The sequence below is a fragment of the Streptomyces sp. BF23-19 genome, assembly GCF_041106355.1.
GTDB lineage: Bacteria > Actinomycetota > Actinomycetes > Streptomycetales > Streptomycetaceae > Streptomyces > Streptomyces virginiae_A.
Map to the genome: position 1 here is coordinate 15888 of NZ_JBGBPT010000065.1, position 20879 is coordinate 36766.

General features: G+C 72.0%; 18 protein-coding genes. 14 read left to right on the forward strand and 4 right to left on the reverse strand.

The window, feature by feature from the left end; all coding sequences use genetic code 11:
- Nucleotides 1-115: 115 nt before the first annotated feature.
- Entirely contained in the window at nucleotides 116-1219 is a 1104-nt protein-coding gene (locus AB8A24_RS30250) for a hypothetical protein (RefSeq protein WP_369478083.1), read from the forward strand.
- A 36-nt stretch (nucleotides 1220-1255) separates the two neighbouring features.
- Here the strand turns inward: AB8A24_RS30250 and AB8A24_RS30255 are convergent, their stop codons facing one another.
- From AB8A24_RS30255 to AB8A24_RS30265, 3 genes are all read right to left on the reverse strand, one after another.
- Nucleotides 1256-1573, reverse strand: a complete 318-nt coding sequence (locus tag AB8A24_RS30255; protein WP_369478084.1) for a hypothetical protein — start codon at nucleotides 1571-1573, stop codon at nucleotides 1256-1258.
- Between the two features lie 80 nt (nucleotides 1574-1653).
- Nucleotides 1654-2811: an agmatine deiminase family protein gene (locus AB8A24_RS30260; protein WP_369478085.1), complete on the reverse strand. Its 1158-nt coding sequence runs from the start codon at nucleotides 2809-2811 to the stop codon at nucleotides 1654-1656.
- 193 nt (nucleotides 2812-3004) lie between these two features.
- Nucleotides 3005-3601, reverse strand: a complete 597-nt coding sequence (locus tag AB8A24_RS30265; protein WP_369478086.1) for a TetR/AcrR family transcriptional regulator — start codon at nucleotides 3599-3601, stop codon at nucleotides 3005-3007.
- Nucleotides 3602-3716: 115 nt separating this feature from the next.
- On the opposite strand from AB8A24_RS30265, the gene AB8A24_RS30270 reads away from it, so the two are divergent.
- The 11 genes from AB8A24_RS30270 to AB8A24_RS30320 all read left to right on the forward strand — a co-directional run bounded on the left by AB8A24_RS30270 (nucleotide 3717) and on the right by AB8A24_RS30320 (nucleotide 16813).
- Nucleotides 3717-5402: a serine/threonine-protein kinase gene (locus AB8A24_RS30270; protein ID WP_369478087.1), complete on the forward strand. Its 1686-nt coding sequence runs from the start codon at nucleotides 3717-3719 to the stop codon at nucleotides 5400-5402.
- Between the two features lie 115 nt (nucleotides 5403-5517).
- Nucleotides 5518-6687: an agmatine deiminase family protein gene (locus AB8A24_RS30275; RefSeq protein WP_328960761.1), complete on the forward strand. Its 1170-nt coding sequence runs from the start codon at nucleotides 5518-5520 to the stop codon at nucleotides 6685-6687.
- A 113-nt stretch (nucleotides 6688-6800) separates the two neighbouring features.
- The gene (locus AB8A24_RS30280) at nucleotides 6801-7382 is read left to right on the forward strand and encodes a TetR/AcrR family transcriptional regulator (RefSeq protein WP_202505360.1); all 582 of its coding nucleotides are present in this window, start codon (nucleotides 6801-6803) and stop codon (nucleotides 7380-7382) included.
- 450 nt (nucleotides 7383-7832) lie between these two features.
- Nucleotides 7833-8543, forward strand: a complete 711-nt coding sequence (gene ureA, locus AB8A24_RS30285; protein WP_369478088.1) for an urease subunit gamma — start codon at nucleotides 7833-7835, stop codon at nucleotides 8541-8543.
- On the forward strand, nucleotides 8540-10276 hold the full coding sequence (locus AB8A24_RS30290; RefSeq protein ID WP_369478089.1) for an urease subunit alpha: 1737 nt from the start codon (nucleotides 8540-8542) through the stop codon (nucleotides 10274-10276). The genes ureA and AB8A24_RS30290 overlap by 4 nt, the downstream gene beginning before the upstream one ends.
- A gap of 122 nt (nucleotides 10277-10398) precedes the next feature.
- On the forward strand, nucleotides 10399-11412 hold the full coding sequence (locus tag AB8A24_RS30295; RefSeq protein WP_369478090.1) for an agmatine/peptidylarginine deiminase: 1014 nt from the start codon (nucleotides 10399-10401) through the stop codon (nucleotides 11410-11412).
- Nucleotides 11413-11499: 87 nt separating this feature from the next.
- Nucleotides 11500-13173, forward strand: coding sequence for an ABC transporter substrate-binding protein (locus AB8A24_RS30300; RefSeq protein ID WP_369478091.1), 1674 nt, complete (start codon nucleotides 11500-11502; stop codon nucleotides 13171-13173).
- Entirely contained in the window at nucleotides 13170-14132 is a 963-nt protein-coding gene (locus AB8A24_RS30305; RefSeq protein ID WP_328960756.1) for an ABC transporter permease, read from the forward strand. The genes AB8A24_RS30300 and AB8A24_RS30305 overlap by 4 nt, the downstream gene beginning before the upstream one ends.
- Entirely contained in the window at nucleotides 14129-14983 is an 855-nt protein-coding gene (locus AB8A24_RS30310; RefSeq protein WP_328960755.1) for an ABC transporter permease, read from the forward strand. Before AB8A24_RS30305 ends, AB8A24_RS30310 begins: the two co-directional genes overlap by 4 nt.
- Nucleotides 14980-15999 (forward strand): ABC transporter ATP-binding protein, encoded by a 1020-nt coding sequence (locus tag AB8A24_RS30315; RefSeq protein ID WP_369478092.1) that lies wholly within the window; start codon nucleotides 14980-14982, stop codon nucleotides 15997-15999. The genes AB8A24_RS30310 and AB8A24_RS30315 overlap by 4 nt, the downstream gene beginning before the upstream one ends.
- Nucleotides 15989-16813 (forward strand): ATP-binding cassette domain-containing protein, encoded by an 825-nt coding sequence (locus AB8A24_RS30320; protein WP_328960753.1) that lies wholly within the window; start codon nucleotides 15989-15991, stop codon nucleotides 16811-16813. Before AB8A24_RS30315 ends, AB8A24_RS30320 begins: the two co-directional genes overlap by 11 nt.
- Before the next feature lie 10 nt (nucleotides 16814-16823).
- Here the strand turns inward: AB8A24_RS30320 and AB8A24_RS30325 are convergent, their stop codons facing one another.
- A complete protein-coding gene (locus tag AB8A24_RS30325) occupies nucleotides 16824-17474 on the reverse strand; it encodes a TetR/AcrR family transcriptional regulator (RefSeq protein WP_328960752.1) in 651 nt (216 codons plus the stop codon).
- A gap of 158 nt (nucleotides 17475-17632) precedes the next feature.
- Here AB8A24_RS30325 and AB8A24_RS30330 point away from each other — a divergent pair, with 158 nt between their 5' ends.
- Together AB8A24_RS30330 and AB8A24_RS30335 are read left to right on the forward strand one after the other, a co-directional pair.
- Nucleotides 17633-18808 carry an agmatine/peptidylarginine deiminase gene (locus AB8A24_RS30330; RefSeq protein WP_369478093.1) on the forward strand — a complete coding sequence of 392 codons (1176 nt, stop codon included), beginning with the start codon at nucleotides 17633-17635 and terminating at the stop codon, nucleotides 18806-18808.
- 240 nt (nucleotides 18809-19048) lie between these two features.
- The gene (locus tag AB8A24_RS30335; RefSeq protein ID WP_369478094.1) at nucleotides 19049-20866 is read left to right on the forward strand and encodes an ABC transporter ATP-binding protein; all 1818 of its coding nucleotides are present in this window, start codon (nucleotides 19049-19051) and stop codon (nucleotides 20864-20866) included.
- Nucleotides 20867-20879: the final 13 nt, after the last annotated feature.

Here is a 20879-nt window from a genome sequence, read left to right on the forward strand (position 1 = left end):
CTGTGAGTTGCCGCCATGCAAGCGGCGCGGACGGCTCCCGACCAGAGCCGGGACCCCCTCAGAAGTGGCCATGCACACTTGTGGGGGCTCTGTGAAGGCGGTCAAAATCCCCGGCATGATCGAAACCGACCCGCATGACAGGACTCCGGCCCGCACGCAGGAAGACAGCCGGCCGGTGACGCACACGGCCGCCGATCCGGCCTCCGTGCTGCGCGTACTCATCCAGCGCAGGCAAGCCCTCCTGCACCAGGAGTCGGCCGACCTCAATTCCCTGCGCTCCTACGCCGACCGGCTGGCCCACCGGCTTCCGCCGCAGCCCGCGCCACCCCCCGACTCTCCGGCCGGCATCGAGATCCTCACCGGCACCGAAGCGGCCCGGGCCCGCCTCGACACCCTGCTCGATGCCGCGGAGACGGAGGTGCTGATCCTCGACCGCACGGCAAGGGCACCGGAGGCTCCCGGACGGGAGGAGGCCGCGGAGGCCGCGGAGGCCGGGGCGGTCGGCTGGGACCGCATACGCCGCCTGCTGGCGCGCGGCGTCGTCGTACGGACCGTCACCGACCGGCGCGGCACCGACTTCCCGGACCGGGCGAAGGAGCTGATCGCCCTCACCGGACTCGGCCTCCAGGCCCGGATCGGCCGGCGCCTGCCCACAGGCCTGGTCCTCGTGGACCGGCGTACCTGCCTGCTGCCCCCGCAGCCTGGCAGCGACGACCTGGCCGACGGAGTGGACGGAGCCGGCGGAGCGGCCCTGCTGCTCGGCGACTCCCTGGTGCACCGGGCCGCGCTGCCCCTGTTCGAGTCCCTGTGGGCGCGCGCCACCCCCGTGGGCAGCCCTGGCAGCCCGCTCGTCGCGGACCAACGGGAGCTGCTCGGGCTGCTCGCCTCCGGTCTGAAGGACGAGACCATCGCGCGTCGGCTCGGGGTGCACGTGCACACCGCCCGCCGGCGGATCACCCGCATGCTGGAGGAACTCGGTGCCGACACCCGCTTCCAGGCCGGCGTCCAGGCCGCCATCCGCGGCTGGCTGCAGCCGCACCCCGACCCGGACGGCGAGGCAGGGGGGCCGGTAGGTCACTTCACGGGGTCCGGCGCCTCCGCTCCGGCCGCGGGTCGGGCCGCACCCCACGATCTCCTGCTGCGCCCGCTCCACCCCGAGCCGGGCTCGTACCGTGAGCTGCGCGGGGGCGAGGCGGTGGACCCGGCACGGCGCCGTTGAGCGGAGCTCACCGACCGCGGCCGGCGGAGCGGCGGGTCAGGCCGTCCCGCTCCGGCTACACGTCGGTGGTCGGCCGGCGGCGACGCCTGACCAGAGCGCCCGCACCGGCCAGTGCGGCGCCAGGACGCGCAAGGTCATCTCGCGGCCCGCGGCGTCGACGCGCTGGATCGTGGCGCTGATGTCGACGCGGTCCCGGTCGGCGCGCCCCGCCGTGTACACCGTGTCCAGGGCCTGGCGTTCCCCGAACTGGAGCCACGCTCCCACGGTGACCGCCGCCACGATGGCGATCAGGACCGGGCCCGGCAGCAGCGGGACGCGGCGCGCGGGTCGTGCGGGGCGGTGGGAGTTCGACAAGGTGGCTCCGGTGGTGCGGGGTACGACGTGCGGGGCGGGCCGGGGTGGGCCGGGGCGGGCCGGGCGTGGCCGCGGACGGATCAGGCGGCGGGCTTGCCGGGCTGGTCGTGGGTCGAGCAGTGGATGCCGCCGCCGCCCGAGGCGATGGTGTCGATCTTCACCATGACGACGTCCCGCTCGGGGAAGTGCTCCCGCAGGATGCCGCGGGCGCGGTCGTCCGCCTTGCGGTCCCCGAACTGCGGCATGAACACCGAGTCGTTGGCGACGTAGAAATTGGCGTAGGTGGAGACGAAGTCGTCGCCCTCGCCCGTGATCCGGTTCAGGTCGGGCTGCGGCAGGTCGATGACCTCGAAACGGCGGCCGCGGGCGTCCGTCGACTTCGACAGGACGGACTTCGCCTGGTCGGCGGAGCGGGACCAGGAGTCCGGCGGGGTGCTGGGGTGGGCGCGGTCCAGCAGGACCACGCCGGGGGCGGTGAAGCGTACGAGGCTGTCCACGTGCGCGTCGGTGATGTCCTCGCCGCGTACGCCGGCCAGCCAGATGACCTTCTGGACGCCCAGGGTCTGCTTGAGCTCGGCCTCGATGGTGTCCCGGGACTTCCCCTTGTTGCGGTTGTCGTTGACGATCGAGCTCTCGGTGACCATCAGGGTGCCCTCGCCGTCGGTCTCGAAGGAGCCGCCTTCGGCGACGAGCGGGGCCTGGACCCGGGGGATCCGGTACTTCTCCAGCAGCAGGCGCCCCACCTGGGCGTCGTTCGCGTGCTCCTGCTTGTTGCCCCAGCCGTTGAAGTTGAAGTCGACGCCGACGACCTCGGCACCCTCCTCGACGAACACCGGCACGGTGTCGCGGGCCCACAGGTCGTCGACGGCCAGCGGGATCACCTCGACCTGGGAACCGACGGCCTTCTGGGCCGCGCTCACCTGGTCGGGCCGGGCCATCATGATCACTTCTTCGTAGCCGCCGACGGCCCGCGCGATCCGCGCGATGTCCTCGCGTACGTAGGGCAGGTCCTGCTCCCAGACCGAGGCGAGGGCCGGCCAGGACATGAAGGTGCGGGTGTGGCTCTCCCACTCGGCTCCGAACCGGCGCTTTCCGTCCGCGGCGGGCCGGGGGGAGCCGCCGGCCCCGGGCTGCTTGCCGGACTCGGCGGGACCGCAGGCAGCCGCACCGAAGACGGCGGCGCCGATCCCGGCGAAGGTGCGGAGGACGGACCGGCGGGTGGGGGGAGTGAACGACACGAGGGGACTCCGATCGTGTGCTGGCGGAGCGAGGGGGCATCCGGCCAGGGCGGGCACGGGAGGCGTGGCACAGGAGGGCGGGCCGGGCCCTATCCAAAGGGTGCACGCTTTGCACCGAGAACGTCCGGTACGCACGGGTGAGTGGTGCGGCCGGATGTCGTCCACTGTTGCACTGACTGGAATTTCAGTCAATTTACGTGGCGCGGGACCCGAGCTGCCCGATCTCGACCCCGATCGCCCCGCGCATCAGGTCACGGGCGTGCGCCACCGGCAGCAGGCCGCTCAGCCAGCGGCTGCTCAGGCCCTCCAGCAGGGCGGTCAGCCGTTCGGCGGCGTCGGTGACGGCGGCGCCGGGCGCGGCCGGGCACACCGCCGCCAGCAGGCCGGCGACCTCCTCCACCCAGGTCGCGCCGACCGCGGTGAGCTCGTCCCGCAGTTCCGGGTCGAAGATCGTGTGGGCCCGCAACTCCCCCCAGGCCGTACTGTTCTCGCGCACCTCGGGCAGGTCCTGGAATTCGAGCAGCAGGATCCGCTCCAGGAGTCGGCGCGGGTCCACGGTCGAAGGTGCGGCGCCCACCTCGTCGGCGGCGCCCGTGTAGCGGTCGGCCCGGTCGCTGATGAAGGCCAGGGCGTGCCGCAGGATGCCGGTCCGGTCCTTGAAGTGGTAATAGATCAGGGCGGTCGACACGCCGGCCTCGGCCGCCAGATCGCTCACCCGAAGCCCGCGGACCCCGCGCCTGGCGATGACCCGGGCGGCGCCCTCCAGGATGGCCCTTCTTCGATCCGACACCGGTCGATCCTCCCTTCTGGCGGTGTGCGTCTCGCATTGTCACACATTGACTGAAACTTTAGTTAGCGGCACGATGCGCCCCAGGTCATTGCCGCATCGTTGAAAGAGCCACCGCATGTTCGCTCAGCTTCCCGGCGTACAGTCCGCCCTCACGGCCCTGTCCGCCGACGACCCCCACGAGATGGGTGGCTACCGCCTCCACGCCCGGCTCGGCTCCGGCGGCATGGGGGTGGTCTACCTGGCGTACACGCCGGGCGGCCGGCCCATCGCGCTGAAGGCCGTCCGCCGCGAGTTCGCCGTGGACCCCGAGTTCCGCGAGCGCTTCGCCCAGGAGGTGGCGAGCGCCCGCCGGATCCACGGCCTCTTCACGGCGCAGGTGGTCGACTCGGGCGAGGACGACCACACCCCGTGGCTGGCCACGGCCTACGTGCCGGGCCCCTCGCTGCAGCAAGTCGTGCGGCGGCACGGGCCGTTGCCGGTGCGGACGGTGCTGCTGCTCGTCGCCGGCATCGCCGAGGCCCTCCAGGAGATCCACCGGGTGGGCGTCGTCCACCGGGACCTCAAACCGGCGAACGTGCTGATCGCGGGGGACGGGCCACGAGTGATCGACTTCGGTATCGCGCGCGCCGCCGACGCCGCCGCCCTCACCGGCGTGGGCCTACGGATCGGTACCGCCGCCTTCATGGCGCCGGAGCAGGCGCTGGGCCACCCGGTGACCTCGGCGACCGATGTCTTCGCGCTCGGGGTGCTCGCCGGTTTCGTCGCCGGCGGGGTTCCGCCCTTCGGGAACGGGCCGGAGTCCGGCGCCCTGTACCGGGTGGTCCACGAGCAGCCGGACCTCGGCCGGATCCCGCACGAGCTGCACGAGCTGCTGTCGTGGTGCCTGGCCAAGCGTCCGCAGGACCGTCCCACCACCGCCGACCTGATCGCGGCCGTCCACGCGCACCCGCTCGTGGGCCGGCGGCCGGAGTTCACCGACGGCTGGCTGCCCCGGCCGGTGCTGGAGGAGGTCGGGGGCCGGGCGGACGCCGGCCCGGACGCGGGGGTGGCGGGATCCGGTTCGTCCGCGGCCTCCGCGGGATCCGATCGGCCGGGGGCGCCCGTACCGGAGCACCTCCAGGCGACCATGGCGGCGGCCGCGCACCCCGCCCCCGGGACGGGCGGGACCATGCCGTACGCCCCGAGCCCGAGCCCGAGTCCCGGCCCGCATCAGGCCCCGGGCCCGGCTCCGGCCCCGGTTCCGGCGGTCCCGATGCCTCCGGCGCGCCGCGACCGGCGGCGCGTCAGGAGTCGGCTCCCCGTGGTCGCCCTGGCGGCCGCGGCGCTGCTGACATGCGGCGGCGGCGCCTACTGGTTCGGCCTCCCTCCGGAGGAGGGCGAGACCCCCGCCGCGGAACCCGCCGCATCCCCGTCCCGGCCGGCGGCGTCCGCCTACGTGCCCGGATACCCGCAGGCCGAGCTCACCGCCCCGGATTCCGGTTACGAGTTCGACCTGCGCGCCGGGAAGGTGGTCCCCGTCGAGAGCGCCGCCTGGTACCTCGCACGCGGCTCCGACGCCTTCGTGCTGTCCGAGGAGTCCGACGCGTACGTCGCCGACGGAACCGGAGAGCTGACCCCGGACGACTGTGCCCGGGGCATCGAGACCCGGCCCGTGACGACCCTTCCGTTCAAGGCGCTCGCCAAGGAGCGCCCCTTCTGCGTACGAAGCCCTGACCAGCGGGAACTCGCGATCGTACGGCTCGTCCAGGCGACCTCCGCAGGCTCCGTGACGATCGCCGTCGACCACTTCCGCACGAGCTGAACCCCCGAAGTGGAACCCCGTCCGGGCGCCGTCGCGACACGCAGGAAAGGTTGACTGAATTTTCAGTTAAGGCGAGGATGCCGTTCATCCCGCCCCTCCTCATCAGGGAGTCACCATGGATGTCACACCCCGCACCTCGCGCCGCCGAGTGCTCCAGTTCGGCGCGGCGGCCCTGCCGCTGGCGGCCCTCGGCTCCACCCTCCCCTCGCCGGCCCAGGCCGCCTCGGCCGCGCAGAACGGCACCGGCACGCTCCGCATGCCCGCCGAGACCGACCGGCACATCCGTACGTACATGGCCTGGCCGGCCCTCTCGTCGGTGTGGGGCAGCGGCCTCGCGGCGGTACGCAGGGACATCGCCGAGGTGGCCCACGTGATCTCGCGCTACGAGCCGGTGGTGGTGCTGGCGCGCCCCGGCCAGGCCGCCGAGGCCCGCTACCGGTGCGGACCGGGCGCCTACTACGGCATCCAGGTCATCGACATCCCCAACGACGACCTCTGGATCCGTGACTTCGGCCCCACCTTCGTCGTCGCCCCGGGTGCCGTCGCCGGCGTGGACACCAACTTCAACGGCTGGGGCAAGGCCGGTACGAAGTTCGCGCAGCCCTTCGCCGACGACGCGGCGGCGGCCCGCACGCTCCTCGCCGAGTACGAGGTGAACCGGATCCGTGCGGGCTTCGTCGGCGAGGGCGGCTCGCTGGAGACCGACGGCGAGGGCACCCTGCTGGCCACGGTCAGTTCGATGGTGAACGCCAACCGGAACCCGGGCATGAGTCAGGCCCAGGTCGAGCAGGCCATGAAGACGGCGCTCGGCATCGACAAGGTGATCTGGGTGCCGGGCCTCGCCGGCGAGGACATCACCGACTGCCACATCGACTGTCTGGCCCGCTTCATCGGTCCCGGCCGCGTCATCCTCGACAAGCCCGGCCCCGGCGCGGACAAGAAGTGGGTGGCCGTCTACGAGGAGACCGAGCGGGCCCTGCGGAGCGCCACCGACGCCCGGGGCCGCCGCCTGTCCATCACCGAACTGCCCGGCCCGGACCGGCGCGAGATCACCGGCCGGGGCGAGGAGTTCCTGTCCAGTTACACCAACTACTACACGGCGAACGGCGCGGTGATCGCTCCCCGGTTCGGCGACGGCTACGCCGACGGCGTCGCCTACGCGATCCTCCAGGCCGCCTACCCGTCCTACCGCGTCGAGCAGCTCCCGATCGACGGCATCGCCTCCGGCGGCGGCGGAATCCACTGCGCGACCCAGTCCCACCCGGCCGTACCGCCGGCGCTCTGACGGCCGGGCCGCCCCGGCCGGTCCCGCCCGCCGGGGCGGCCCGCGCGCCGTCCGGCACTCCTGGTGACGGGCCGCGTACGTACGCACCCGATCATCCCGGTAGGGTGCGGAGCATGTCGTCTCGTAGTACTCAGATCCTCGAAGCCGCCGCCCGGGTGATCGCCCGGCGCGGTGTACGCGGGCTGCGCGTGGAGGAACTCGCGGCCGAGGCCGGCGTCTCCACCGCCCTGATCTACTACCACTTCAAGGACCGCACGGGCGTCCTGCGCCAGACGCTCGAGTTCATCAACGACCGCGCCGAGCGCTACACCACCGACCGCGACCCGGACGAGCCGCCGCTCACCCCGCGCGAGGAGCTGGAGGAGACCCTCCTGCTGGAGCTCCAGGACACCGTGGAGGTACGGGAGAACAGCTCGGCCTGGGGCGAACTGCGGGCGAGCGCCGTCTTCGACGAGGTCCTGCGCGAGGACCTGGCGCGGGCGACCTTGGTGTGGGTCCAGGAGGTGGCAGCCCTGCTGGGTCAGGTCCAGCCGATGGTGCCGGCCTCAGCCCTCGCCGCGGCCGCCGAGCGGCTCACCGCCCTGCTGGAGGGGCTGAGCATGCGCTGGCTGAGCGGCGGCATCAAGATCGACCACGCCCGCGAGCTGATGCGGGGCGCCATCGACGCCGAGCTGGCCGGGCTCGGGCGGGGCTGACGTACACCGGCCGGGGCCGCTCCGCGCCCCGGCCTCCTGCGCGCTTCCCGCCGGCCCCGCGCGCGCATCCCTCCGCCCTCCGCTCGACTCCTGCACGTCTCTCGCGCGCCGTCCTCCGGACTCCCGTGTTTCCTTGCGAACCCAGGTCTGTTCAGACTCTTGACTGAATTTTCAGTCAATGTCAGAGTGAGGATTCCGGGCAGGGCGGACCGTACCTCCCGCGCCTTCGGGCCGCCGGCCGGCCCGTGCCACCTCACGGGCCGCGCCCGGCCCGTACTCCTCGACGCACCCCTTGAGGTGTCCCCCGGCGCGCCACCGGCCCTCGCGCACCACACATCCGGACGGCGACGCCCCGGCCCCCGGCCGCTCCCTCGCCCGCCTTCCGGAGGAAGGAATGATCATGATGGTTTCGACCGCCCCCCGCGCCGGGCGGGACAGCCGGGGGACGTCATGCCCCTGACCCCCACCGAACGTGACCGGCTGCTGCTCTTCACCGCCGCCGAGCTGGCCCGCGCCCGGCACGCCCGCGGCCTGCGGCTCAACGTCCCCGAGGCGACCGCCCTGATCGCGGACACGGTGTGCGAGGCGGCCCGCGACGGGTTGCGCCTGGCCGACGCCCTGGAGCGGGGCCGTAGCGTCCTCGGTCCGGACGACGTGCTCCCGGGGGTCGTCGACATCGTCACCGAGATCCAGGTCGAGGCCGTCTTCGAGGACGGCAGCCGCCTGGCCGCGATCAGCGAGCCCTTCGGCGCCCAGGAGCGCGACGACTCCGCCCCGGGTGCGGTCCTGCCCGCCTCGGACACGGTTGCCGCGCCGGACCCGGTAGCGATCCTCACCGTGCGCAACACCGCCGCGGTTCCGGTGAGTGTGACCTCGCACTTCCACTTCTTCGAGGCGAACCCGCGGCTCGACTTCGACCGGGCCGCCGCCTACGGGATGCGGCTGTGCGTGCCCGCGGGCTCGTCCGTGCGGTTCGATCCCCACGGCGAGGGCGAGGTCGGCCTGGTCCCCATCGGTGGTGACCGGATCGCGATCGGTTTCGCGGGGCTGGTGGACGGGCCCCTGGACGTGCCCGGAGCCAAGGACGAGGCCCTGCGCCGCGCGGCGGCCTGCGGCTACCTCGGCGTGACCGCCGGACACGAGGACGGAGATCGGTCGTGAGCAAGAAGACCCCGCACAGCGACCACTGTGCGCCGGGTGGTCGGCACATCGACCCGCACGAGTACGCGTCCGTCTTCGGCCCGCGGGCCGGGGACCGGGTCCGGCTGGGTGACTCCGGGCTCACGGTCCGGGTCGAGTACGACGCCCAGAGGCCGGGCGACGAGTTCCTGGCCGGTTTCGGCAAGACGGCCCGTGACGGTCTGCACCTGAAGGCGGCGGCGGTCCGTGAGACGTGTGATGTGGTGATCAGCAATGTGCTGGTCGTCGACGCCGTCCTCGGGATCCGCAAGGTGTCGATCGGTATCCGTGAGGGTCGGATCCATGCGATCGGTCGGGCCGGTAACCCCGACACCCTCGACGGGGTCGACGTGGTCGTCGGCACCGGCACGACGATCGTGTCCGGCGAGGGCCTGATCGCCACCGCCGGAGCCGTGGACACCCACGTCCACCTGCTCTCCCCGCGCATCATGGAGGCCTCGCTCGCGAGTGGCGTGACCACGATCATCGGCCAGGAGATCGGGCCGAGTTGGGGCGTCGGCGTCAATTCGCCCTGGGCCCTCAGACATGGGTTCAGTGCCTTCGACGCCTGGCCGGTGAACATCGGCTTCCTCGCACGCGGTTCCTCCTCGGACGAGGCTCCCCTCGTGGAGGCCTTGGTGGAGGGCGGCGCCTGCGGATTCAAGGTGCACGAGGACCTCGGGGCCCATACCCGGGCCCTGGACACCGCCCTGCGCGTGGCCGAGGAACACGACGTACAGGTCGCCCTGCACAGCGACGGCCTCAACGAGTGCCTCTCGGTGGAGGACACCCTGCGCGTCCTGGACGGCCGGACCATCCACGCCTTCCACATCGAGGGCTGCGGCGGCGGCCACGTCCCCAACGTGCTCAAGATGGCCGGCGTGCCGAACGTCATCGGCTCCTCCACCAACCCGACCCTGCCCTTCGGCCGGGACGCGGTCGCCGAGCACTACGGCATGATCGTCTCGGTCCATGACCTCAAGCCCGACCTCCCCGGCGACGCCGCCATGGCCCGCGACCGGATCCGCGCCGGCACGATGGGCGCCGAGGACGTACTGCACGACCTCGGGGCGATCGGCATCACCTCCTCCGACGCCCAGGGCATGGGCCGCGCGGGCGAGACGATCCGCCGCACCTTCGCCATGGCCGCCAAGATGAAGGGCGAACTCGGCCCGCTCGAAGGCGACGGCGAGGGCGACGACAACGCCCGCGTCCTGCGCTACATCGCCAAGCTCACCATCAACCCCGCCATCGCCCACGGACTCGCCCACGAGATCGGCTCCATCGAAGTCGGCAAACTCGCCGACATCGTCCTGTGGCGCCCCCCGTTCTTCGGCGCAAAGCCCCAACTCGTGCTGAAGTCCGGCTTCCCGGCCTACGGAGTCACCGGCGACCCCAACGCCGCCACCGACACCTGCGAACCACTCGTCCTCGGCCCCCTGTTCGGCGCGCACGGCGCGGCGCCGGCCGACCTCTCGGTCGCCTTCGTCAGCCGCGCCGCCGCCGAGTCGGGCTCCTCCGGGGGCCTGATCACCAGGCGCCGCCGGGTCGCCGTACGCGGCACGCGCGGCATCGGGCCGAAGGACCTGGTCGCCAACGCCCGCCTCGGCGACGTCGAGGTGAACGCCCGGACCGGGCTCGTGACGCTCGACGGCGAACCCCTGCGCTCCGAGCCGGCCCAGCAGGTCTCCCTGAACCGCCTCTACTTCCTCTAGTCGCCTCCTCTCGTCGCTTCCTCCAGTCCTTCCGTGCCCCCTCCCTTGCCGCACCTCTTCACTCTTGACTGAATTTTCAGTCGAATGGAAGACTCCACCCCACGCAAGAAATGAGACATGTGATGACCGATTTCCGTATGCCCGCCGAGTGGTCCCAGCACGACGGCTGTCTGATGGCCTGGCCCACCCGCGAGGACCTGTGGGGCAGCGTGCTCACCGAGGTGAAGGAGGAGTACGCGAACGTCGCCCGCGCCATCGCCGCGTTCGAGCCCGTCACGATGGTCGCCCCGCCCGGCTTCGGCGCGGACGCCCTCGCGCTGTGCGGCGACGGCGTCACCGTCATCGAGCTACCGCTCGACGACTCCTGGTTCCGCGACTCCGCCCCGCTCTTCGTCCTCGACGGCGACGGCAACCGCGCCGGGGTGGACTTCCGCTTCAACGCCTGGGGCCGCAAGCACCATCCGTTCGACTCGGACGACCGGATCAGCGGCCTGCTGCTGGAGCACCTCGGGGTCGACCGGATCCCCTCCGGGATGATCCTCGAAGGCGGGGCCGTCACCGTCGACGGCGAGGGCACGCTGATCACCACCGAGCAGTGCCTCTTGCACCCCAACCGCAACCCCGGCATGAACCGCGACCAGATCGAGGCCGAGCTCAAGACCCGGCTCGGCGTCACCAAGGTCATCTGGCTCCCGTACGGCGGCCTGCTCGACACCGAGACCGACGGCCACGTCGACGGGGTCTGCGCCTTCGCCGCCCCCGGCACGGTCGTGATCTCCCTGCCCGCCGACCCGGACCACCCCGACCACGCCCGGATGCGCGCCAACCGCGCCGTGCTGGAGGCGAGCACCGACGCTCGCGGCCGCCGCCTGGAGATCATCGAGGTACCGCAGACCGCCTTCGCCGAACTGGCCGACGGCGAGATCGAGGTGTCGTACCTCAACTACTACGTCGCCAACGGCGGCGTCGTCGTCCCGGTGGCCGGCGTGCCCCAGGACGAGGAAGCCCTCGCCGTGATCGCCACGGCCTACCCGGGCCGCAAGGTCGTCGGGGTCCGGGCGCTCGCCATCGCCTTCGGCGGCGGCGGCGTCCACTGCATCACCCAGCAGATCCCCGCGGTGCGGACCACCGTCTGACCCGGGAAACCGGCCGCTCCCGGCGGACCGCTCCGGCGGTTCGCCCGCTCCTCCCCCCGCATCCCTCACGGAATAGAGAGCGCGACGATGACCACCACCCCGCCCCGCCCCGGCAGACGCCTCCGCCGCCGGCGCGGCCGGCTCAGCCCCGTTGCCGTGGCCGCGACCGCCGCCCTGACCGCCGTCTCCCTGCTCGCGGCCTGCTCCGGACCGCCGAAGGAGAAGGCCGGCGGTGTCACCGACGTCAGGCTGTCGGCCTCCACGCCCGAGGCCCACGGCGAGATCGACTCCTTCACCTGGGCCGTCTACGCCGAACCTCCCACCCTCGACTACACGGTGGCCTTCGACTACCCGCAGAACACCGTCCTGTCCAACGTGTGCGAGAGCCTGATGCGCTGGACCCCGGGCCTCACCACCGAGCCCGGTCTCGCCCAGAAGGCGTCCAACCCGGACCCCACCACCTGGGTCTACGACCTGCGCCCCGGGGTGCGCTTCCACGACGGCAAGGAGATGACCGCCGACGACGTGGTCTTCAGCCTCGGCCGCCAGACGGACCCCGACAACGCGGCCGCCTGGGCCCAGGTGTTCCAGAACGTCGCCTCGATCACCAAGAGCGGCCCGCTGCAGGTCACCGTCAAACTCGCCAAGCCCGACTCGCAGTTCCCCCAGTACATGGCCACCGCCGCCGGAGTGGTCGCCTCCAAGGCCACCGTCGAGGCGGCCGGCAAGGACTACGGCACCACGGGCGGCCTCGGCTGCACCGGCCCCTTCGAGCTCGGCACGTGGAACAAGGGCCAGTCGATCGAGCTGGAACGCTTCGACGGCTACTGGGGCACCAAGGCCAAGTCGAAGAAGGCCGTCTTCCGCGTCCTGACCGACCCCTCCGCCCGGACGAACGCCATGCTCAGCGGCGAGGCCGACGGCGGATACCTGATCCCCACCGAGAGCTACGCCCGCCTGAAGAACAGCGGCACCGGCACCCTCTACTTCGGCGAGGGCCTGAGCACGGTCAACGTCAATGTCACCGACATGCAGGGCCCGCTCGGTGACATCCGCGTCCGCCGCGCGCTGTCCCTGGCGCTGGACCGCTCCGGCTTCGTCAAGGCCGGCCTCGGCGGGGCGGGCACCGTCACCAACTCCCTCACCACCCGCGCCGCCTGGGCCGCCGCCCCCGAGCGCACCCTGAAGACCGCCTTCGACAGCCTGCCGCCCACCGGCCAGGACATCGAGCAGGCCAAGGCCCTGGTCAAGGAGGCCGGCGCCACCGGCAAGACGCTCACCGTGGCCACCAGTTCCATAGGCCAGGACGTCTCCCTCCTCGCCACCGCCGTCCAGGCGGCTGGCACCCGGATCGGCCTGGACATCCAGCTGAAGACGATCGCCCCGAACGCCTTCACCGCGCTGTTCACCGACCCCCAGGCGCGCGAGGGCATCGACATGTTCCCGCTCACCTACTACGACTCGATCACCGACCCGCTCGACCTGCTGCAGAACTTCAAGACCGGCGCGTACATGAACTTCGCCGGCTACAGCGACCCCGAGTACGACAAACTCGTCGACCAGGCGAGCGCCGTCTACCCGATCGAGCAGCGGATGGACATCGAGGCGAAGCTGCAGCACCACGCCTCGGAACAGCTCCTGTGGATCCCCGTCGCCGAGTGGCCCACCGCGCTGTTCATGAACAACCGCATCACCGGCGCCCCCACCACCATCTCGTACATGTACTACCCGTGGGCCGCCGACGTGGGGGCCGCGCAGTGAGTTTCGTCAGATTCGCGCTGCGGAGGGTGGCGGAGATGGCCGCCACCCTCCTGACCGCCTCGTTCGTGGTCTTCGGAGCCATGTACCTGGCACCGGGCAACCCGGCGAGCTTCCTGCTCGCCGGCCGCTCCGCCTCCCCGGAGGCCCTCGCCTCGATCAACGCCCAGTACCACCTGGACGACCCCTTCCTCATGCGGTACGTCCGGTGGCTGGGCGACATCCTGCAGGGCGACTTCGGCCGGTCGATCACCTACCGCACCGACGTCTCGCGGCTGCTGGCGGACCGGCTGCCCACCACCCTGCTGCTCATCGTGATGTCGCTCGCCGTGGTCGTCGCCGTCGGCCTCCTCCTCGGCCGGATCGCCGCCGTCCGCGGCGGGGCCACCGACTCCGCCATCCTCGTCACCACGACCTTCGCCGTCGGCACCCCGTCCTTCGTCGCGGCGGTCCTGCTCCAAGGCCTCTTCGCCGTCAACCTCGGCTGGTTCCCCAGCAGCGGCGCGGGGGACGGCGGCCTCGGAGACATGCTCTGGCACCTCACGCTCCCGTCCATCGCCCTCGCGCTCTACCTGATCGGCATGCTCGCCCGGGTCACCCGCTCCGCCATGCTCGAAGCCCTCGACAGCGACCACGTCACCGTCGCCCGCAGCCGGGGCGTCCCCGAACGCCAGGTCATCAAGCGCCACGTCTTCCGCAACTCGCTCGGCACCGTCCTGACCACCGGCGGGCTCATCGTCTCCACGCTGCTGGTGTGCACCATCCTGGTCGAGACGGCCTTCAGCATCGGCGGCATCGGCCAGCTCCTCGAACTGTCCACCACCACCAAGGACTTCCCGACCGTCCAGGCGATCTCCCTGATCATCGTCGCCCTCTTCATGATCGTGAACCTGATCGTGGACCTCCTGCTGCCCCTGGTCGACCCCAGGGTCACCCTCGGAACGAGGAGCGCCGCCGTATGACCGCCGTCCTGACCCGCCGGCCCGGCCTCTCCCGGATCCGTGCCGCCGGCTCCCCGCTCCACCTGGTCTGCCTGGTGCTCATCGCCGTCGTCGTGCCGGCCGCCCTGCTCGCACCCTGGCTCGTACCCCACGACCCCAACGCGGTCGACCTCGGCAACGCGCTCGCCGCACCCGACGCCGCGCACCCGCTCGGCGTGGACGCGGCCGGCCGTGACACCCTCTCCCGGCTGCTGCTCGGCGCCCGTACCTCGCTGCTCGGACCGCTCGGCGTCGTCGCCTTCTCCACCGTCGCCGGTATCGCCATCGGCACGGCCGCGGCCTGGCGGGGCGGCTGGATCGACTCCGTGCTCTCCCGCAGCACCGAGCTCGTCTTCGCCTTCCCCGGCATGCTGCTGGCCATCCTGATCATCTCGGTCCACGGGGAGGGGCTGCTCGCCCCGGTCATCGCGCTCGCCGTGGCCTACCTGCCCTACGTCAGCCGCCTGACCCGCTCCCTGGTCCTGGCCGAACGGGCCCGCCCGTACGTCAGCGCCTACCAGGTCCAGGGCCACTCGGCGCTCCAGATCTGCCTGCGCCACATCCTGCCCAACATCGCCCCCGTCGTCCTCGCCCAGTCCACCATCAACTTCGGCTACGCCCTGATGGACCTGGCCGGACTGTCCTTCCTCGGGCTCGGCGTACCCGCCCTCACCCCCGACTGGGGCCGCATGGTCTTCGACGGCCAGACCGCCATCCAGCACGGCTACCCGCTGTCCGCGATCCTGCCCTGTGCCTTCATCGTGCTGACCGTGGTCGCCTTCAACGTGGTCGGCGAACGCTGGGCCGACCGCATAGCCAGGAGGGCCCGATGAGACCGCCGCACCCCACTACGCACGCCACGAAACCGGCGCACACCCTTGACGTCCAAGGGCTGCGGATCACCCTGCCCGGCACCGCCCGGCCCGTCCTCGACGGCGTCGACCTCACCGTCTCCGAAGGTGAGACCGTCGCCCTCGTCGGCGAGTCCGGCTCCGGCAAGAGCCTCACCTCGCGCAGCGCCCTCAACCTGCTGCCGCCCGGAGCCGTCGTCGAAGGAGCCGTACGGGTGGCCGGCGAGGACGTCCTCACCATGGACGCCGACCGGCTGCGCACCGTACGCGCCTCCGCCGTGGCCATGGTCTTCCAGGACCCGCGCGCCGCCGTCAACCCACTGCGCCGCATCGGGGACTTCCTCACCGAGAGCGCCACCTTGACCCGGGCCATGACCCGGGCCGAGGCGACCGCGCGCGCCACCGAGCTCCTGCGGGCGGTCGGCCTGGACCCGGCGGTGCTGCGCAAGTACCCGGGCCAGGTCTCCGGCGGCATGCTCCAGCGCGTGGTGATCGCGGCGGCCCTCATGGGGGACCCCGTGCTCCTGCTGGCCGACGAGCCCACCACCGCGCTGGACGTCACCTCCCAGGCCGAGGTCATCGCCCTGCTGGCCGGGCTCCGCGCCCGCTTCGGCACCGGTCTGCTGTTCGTCACGCACGACCTCGACCTGGCGGCGGCCATCAGTGACCGCGTCTACGTCATGTACGCGGGCCGGATCGCCGAGAGCGGGCCCGCCGAGGCCCTCTTCGCGAGCCCCCGACACCCGTACACGGCCGCCCTGCTGGCCTCCACCCCGCGGATGGACGGCCCGCGCGGCCGGCTCGCCGCCATCGAGGGGCAGCCGCCGGACCTGCGCCAGGCCCTGCACGGCTGCGCCTTCGCCGCGCGCTGCCCGCTCGCCACGGAGGTCTGCGACCAGCAGGTTCCGCTGCCGGTGGCCGCCCCGGGCCGGCCGGGCCACGTGGCCGCCTGCCATCACAGCGACCGGCTCGAAGGGAGCACCGTCGATGCCCGATAACGGACCGGGACGTCCCGGCAACGTCCTGGAGGTCACAGGCCTGCGCCGCTCCTACGGAGCCGTGCGCGCCGTGGACGACGTGTCCTTCGTCCTCCCCGAAGGCGGATCGCTGGGGATCGTGGGGGAGTCCGGCTCCGGCAAGACCACCACCGCGCGGATCATCGTCGGCCTGGAGCGTGCCGACGAGGGCGAGGTCCTGGTCGGCGGCCGGAACCGGACCGCGCGGGGCGAAGGCCGCGGCCGGGCGCGGCGCCTGGCCCGCGCCCGTGAGGTCCAGATGGTCTTCCAGGACCCGTACCTCTCCCTCGATCCGCGCACCGGCGTCGAGGCGGCCCTGCGCGAGACCCTGCGCCTGCACTTCCCGGGCCGCGACCACGCCCGGCGGACGAGGGAGTTGCTCGACCAGGTGGGTCTGGGCACCCGGGCCGCGGACGCCCTGCCGCGGCAACTGTCCGGCGGCCAGCGTCAGCGCGTCGCCATCGCCCGAGCGCTGGCCGTCGAGCCGTCCGTGCTCGTCCTGGACGAGGCGGTCGCCGCGCTCGACGTCTCCGTACAGGCCCAGATCCTCAACCTGCTCGCGGACATCAGGGAGCAGACCGGTATCGGGTACCTCTTCATCACCCACGACCTGGGCGTCGTACGGTGCGTGACCGACGAGGTCGTCGTCATGCGGCACGGCCGGATCGTCGAGGCGGGCGCCACGGCCGAGGTGTTGGCCGCGCCCCGGCATCCGTACACGCGACTGCTGCTGGAGTCGGTGCCCCGCCCGGGGTGGGACCCGGAGGCGATCGCCGCGGCCCGCCGGGCCTTGTAGCGGCGACCGGTCACGGCCCGGATCCGGCTCCCGCCGCGAGGGTACGGATCAGGGTCCGCAGGATCGGCTCCGTACCGCCGTCGGCTCCGAGGGAGTCCATGGCCGCCAGGCCGTCGACGGCGGCGGCCACGGCCAGTCCCAGGGGACGTGGATCGAGGCCCGCGCCGCGCTCGTCGGCCAGGACCTGGAAGAGGGCGACGAAGCAGGCGCGCCAGCGCCGGTACTCGGTTTCCAGGCTCTCCCGGACGCGGGCGTCGTTCAACGCCTGCCAGTGCAGGGCGGAATGGAGGTGGGAGAGCTCGGGGCCCTCGGGCCGGCCGAGCAGTTGCACGACCCGTTCGGCGCGCTCGGCGAACTGCCCGGGTGCGGACACCGCCGTCTCCAGCGGGGTGATCCATTCCGGGCGGATGTCCTCGATGACAGCGAGGACGAGATCCGTCCGGTCCTGGAAATGGTAGTGGCACATTCCGTGCGAAACGCCTGACAGCGCCGCGACGTTGCGGGTGGTGAAGCCCTCGCTCGTCTCGCCCGCGAGCAGGGTCCGTGCGGCGGCGATCAGTCGTGCCCGGGTCTGTTCGCCCTTCGCCGAGGCCCGTGGCCGGCCGGCCCTTGCGGGGGGAGCGGCCGGCCGGCCCCCGGAGTCCTTCGCGACAGCTGCCATGGCGTCACTCTAGCCGGCCTTCGGTCCGCGACCTGGGGCTTTCCACGATCCACCGGAATGACCTCGTCCAAAGTATTGACCGAGCGCTTGGCCAGTTTTAGCTTTCCGGTCAACCCCGCTGTCCCCGCGGGGAGTTGAGCCATCGGAGGAACCCCCACATGAACGATCACGCAGTGAACCGGCCCGCGGGCGAGGGCATGGGCATGGGCATGGGCATGGGCAGACGCAGGTTCCTGGCGGCGGCGGGACTCACCGCCGCCGCGGCCGCGCTCGCGGCGACCGAAGGGCGGGCCGGGGCCGCGTCCGCACCCCGGCCGACGGCGGCGGGCGCCTTCCGCGTGCCGATCGAGGACGTCCGGCACACCCGTACCTGGATGGCCTGGCCGGACTCCACCTCCATCTGGGGCAACACGCTCGGCGGCGTCCAGCAGGACATCGCGCTCATCGCACGCACCATCGCCAAGTACGAGCCGGTCTACATCTGCGCCAACTCCGGCAGCGCGGCCAAGGCCCGCTCGATGTGCGGCTCCACCGTCACCGTCATCAGCACCATCCCCGTCGACGACTGCTGGATGCGCGACACGGGACCCGTCTTCCGCACCGACGGATCCGGCGGTCTGGACGCCGTCGGCCTCAACTTCAACGGCTGGGGCAAGAAGCAGACCCACTCCCGCGACAACCTGGTCGCCGGACGGATCGCCTCCTACGTCGGGGTCCCCTTCACCGCCGCCGCCCTGGTCGGCGAGGGCGGCGCGATCGAACAGGACGGCGCCGGCACCCTGATGGCCACCCGCAGCAGCCTGATCAACAAGAACCGCAACCCCAACAAGTCGCAGGCACAGATCGAGTCCGCCATGCTCGCCGCCTACGGCGCCACCAAGGTCATCTGGTTCGACGGCGTCAAGGGCCAGGACATCACCGACGACCACGTCGACGCGACCTCGCGCTTCCTCGCACCCGGCCGGGCCGCCGTCCAGATGCCCCTGGCGTCGGACGACGACGTCTACGCCAAGGACGCGCGCCAGCAGTACCAGATCCTCTCCGCCTCCACGACCGCCGACGGCACGCGCATGACCGTCGACCGGATCCAGGGCCCCGACTACGACAAGATCCGCTCCTCCAACCCGGACTTCCTCGCCTCCTACGCCAACTACTACCTGTGCAACGGCGCCGTCATCACCGCCCACTTCGGCGACACCCGCGCCGACACCGCGGCGAAGGCCACCCTGGCCCGGCTCTACCCCGGCCGCGCCGTCGAGCAGCTCAACATCGACCGGCTCGGCACCGGTGGCGGCGGGATCCACTGCGTCACCCAGCAGCAGCCCGTCCCGTAATCGACACCTGCCCGGCGCACGGCAAGAACCTGGGCAAGGACCTGGGCCAGGGCCAGGGCGCGCGGACCAGGGCATGGACCAGGGGGCCGTTCCGGAACGATCCGGAACGGCCCTCCACCGTTTCCGGGCACGAACGGGTACGAGATACCGCCATTCGGGAAAAGCCTTGGACCGCGCGGAGGCCGCCACGGGACACTTCGGTTCCTGCAAGCCGTCCGCACACGAACGCACAGGGTTGTCATGGGAACGCCTGAACCGCCCGAAAAACGACCGGGCAAGGGCCCGGTACTCCTCGCACTTCGCTACTACGGACGGGAGTTGGTCCGCCTCCGCCTGCTGACCGCACCCGCGATGCTGCTCCCGGCGATGGGCAACATCGGCATCAACTACATCGCGCCCCTCATCGTCGCCAAGCTCGTCGGCCGCATCGCCGGGGGTGGCAGCAGCACCGTCGACGCGATGCTGCCGTACGTCCTCGCCTTCGCCGGGGTCCTGCTCCTCGCGGAGACGCTGTGGCGCCTCGGCCTGCACTGTCTCAACCGCCTCGACGCCTGCGGCATCGAGCACCTGTACGTCGTCGGCATGGACGAACTGTTCGCCAAGGACGCCGCGTTCTTCCACGACAACTTCGCCGGCTCGCTCACCAAACGGGTGCTGAGCTTCGCCTCCCGCTTCGAGGAGTTCGTCGACACCCTGACCTTCTCGGTCATGGGCAGCTTCGTACCGCTGGTGTTCGCCTCCGTGGTGCTGTGGCAGTACGACCCGCTGCTCGTCGCCGGACTCCTGGTCCTGATCGCCGTGACCGCGCTGGGAGTGGCACCACTGATCCGACGCCGCCAAGGACTCGTCGCCCAGCGCGAGGAGGCCATCGCCCGGGTGTCCGGCCACGTCGCCGACAGCCTGATGAACATGGACACCGTCCGGGCCTTCGCCGCCGAGGAACGCGAGGCGGCCGAACACCGCTCCCGCGTCGCGGAGTCGCGCCGGCTCACCCTGCGCTCCTGGGACTACGGCAACCTGCGCATCGACACGGTGGTCGCGCCGATGTCCGTACTGACCAACGCGCTGGGCCTGCTGCTCGCCGTCACGCTCGGCGGGGGAGAGCACGGCGTGGAGGCCGTCATCGTCGCCTTCACCTACTACGCGAGCGCGACACGGATCATGTTCGAGTTCAACCAGATCTACCGCCGGCTGGAGAGCTCGATGACGGAGGCGGCACAGTTCACCGAACTCCTCCTCACACCGCCGACCGTGCTCGACCCGGAATCGCCCGAGCCGCTGCGGCCCGGGTCCTCCGAGGTCCGCTTCGAGCGGGTCACCTTCGCCCACGGCGGCGGCAAGCCGCTCTTCGACAGCCTCGACCTGAACGTGCCCGGCGGCACGAAGATCGGTCTCGTCGGCCGATCCGGCGGCGGCAAGACCACACTCACCCGGCTGCTGATGCGGATGACGGACATCGAGTCCGGCCGGATCCTGATCGGCGGCCAGGACATCACCCGACTGCGCCAGGCCGACCTGCGCAGCCTGATCGCCTACGTCCCGCAGGACCCGGCGATGTTCCACCGCACCCTGCGGGACAACATCGCCTTCGCCCGACCGGACGCCACCGAGGCCGAGATCCGTCGCGCGGCCGAAGCCGCGCACGTCACCGAGTTCACCGACGCCCTGCCCGACGGCTTCGACACCATGGTGGGGGAGCGCGGCGTCAAGCTGTCCGGCGGACAGCGCCAGCGCGTCGCGCTCGCCCGGGCGATCCTGCGCGACGCACCGATCCTGCTGCTCGACGAGGCGACCAGCGCGCTGGACTCGGAGAGCGAGATCCTCGTCCAGGAGGCGCTGTGGCGGCTCATGGAGGGTCGGACGGCCCTCGTGGTGGCGCACAGGCTGAGTACGGTCGCGAACATGGACCAACTCGTCGTCCTCGACCGCGGACGCATCGTCGAAGCCGGCACGCACCAGGAGTTGCTCACCTCGGAGGGCGCCTACGCGAAGCTGTGGCAGCACCAGTCGGGGGGCTTCCTCGACGACACCTCCGCCGCACGCTCCGACCTCCACTGACCGCGGGCCCGGC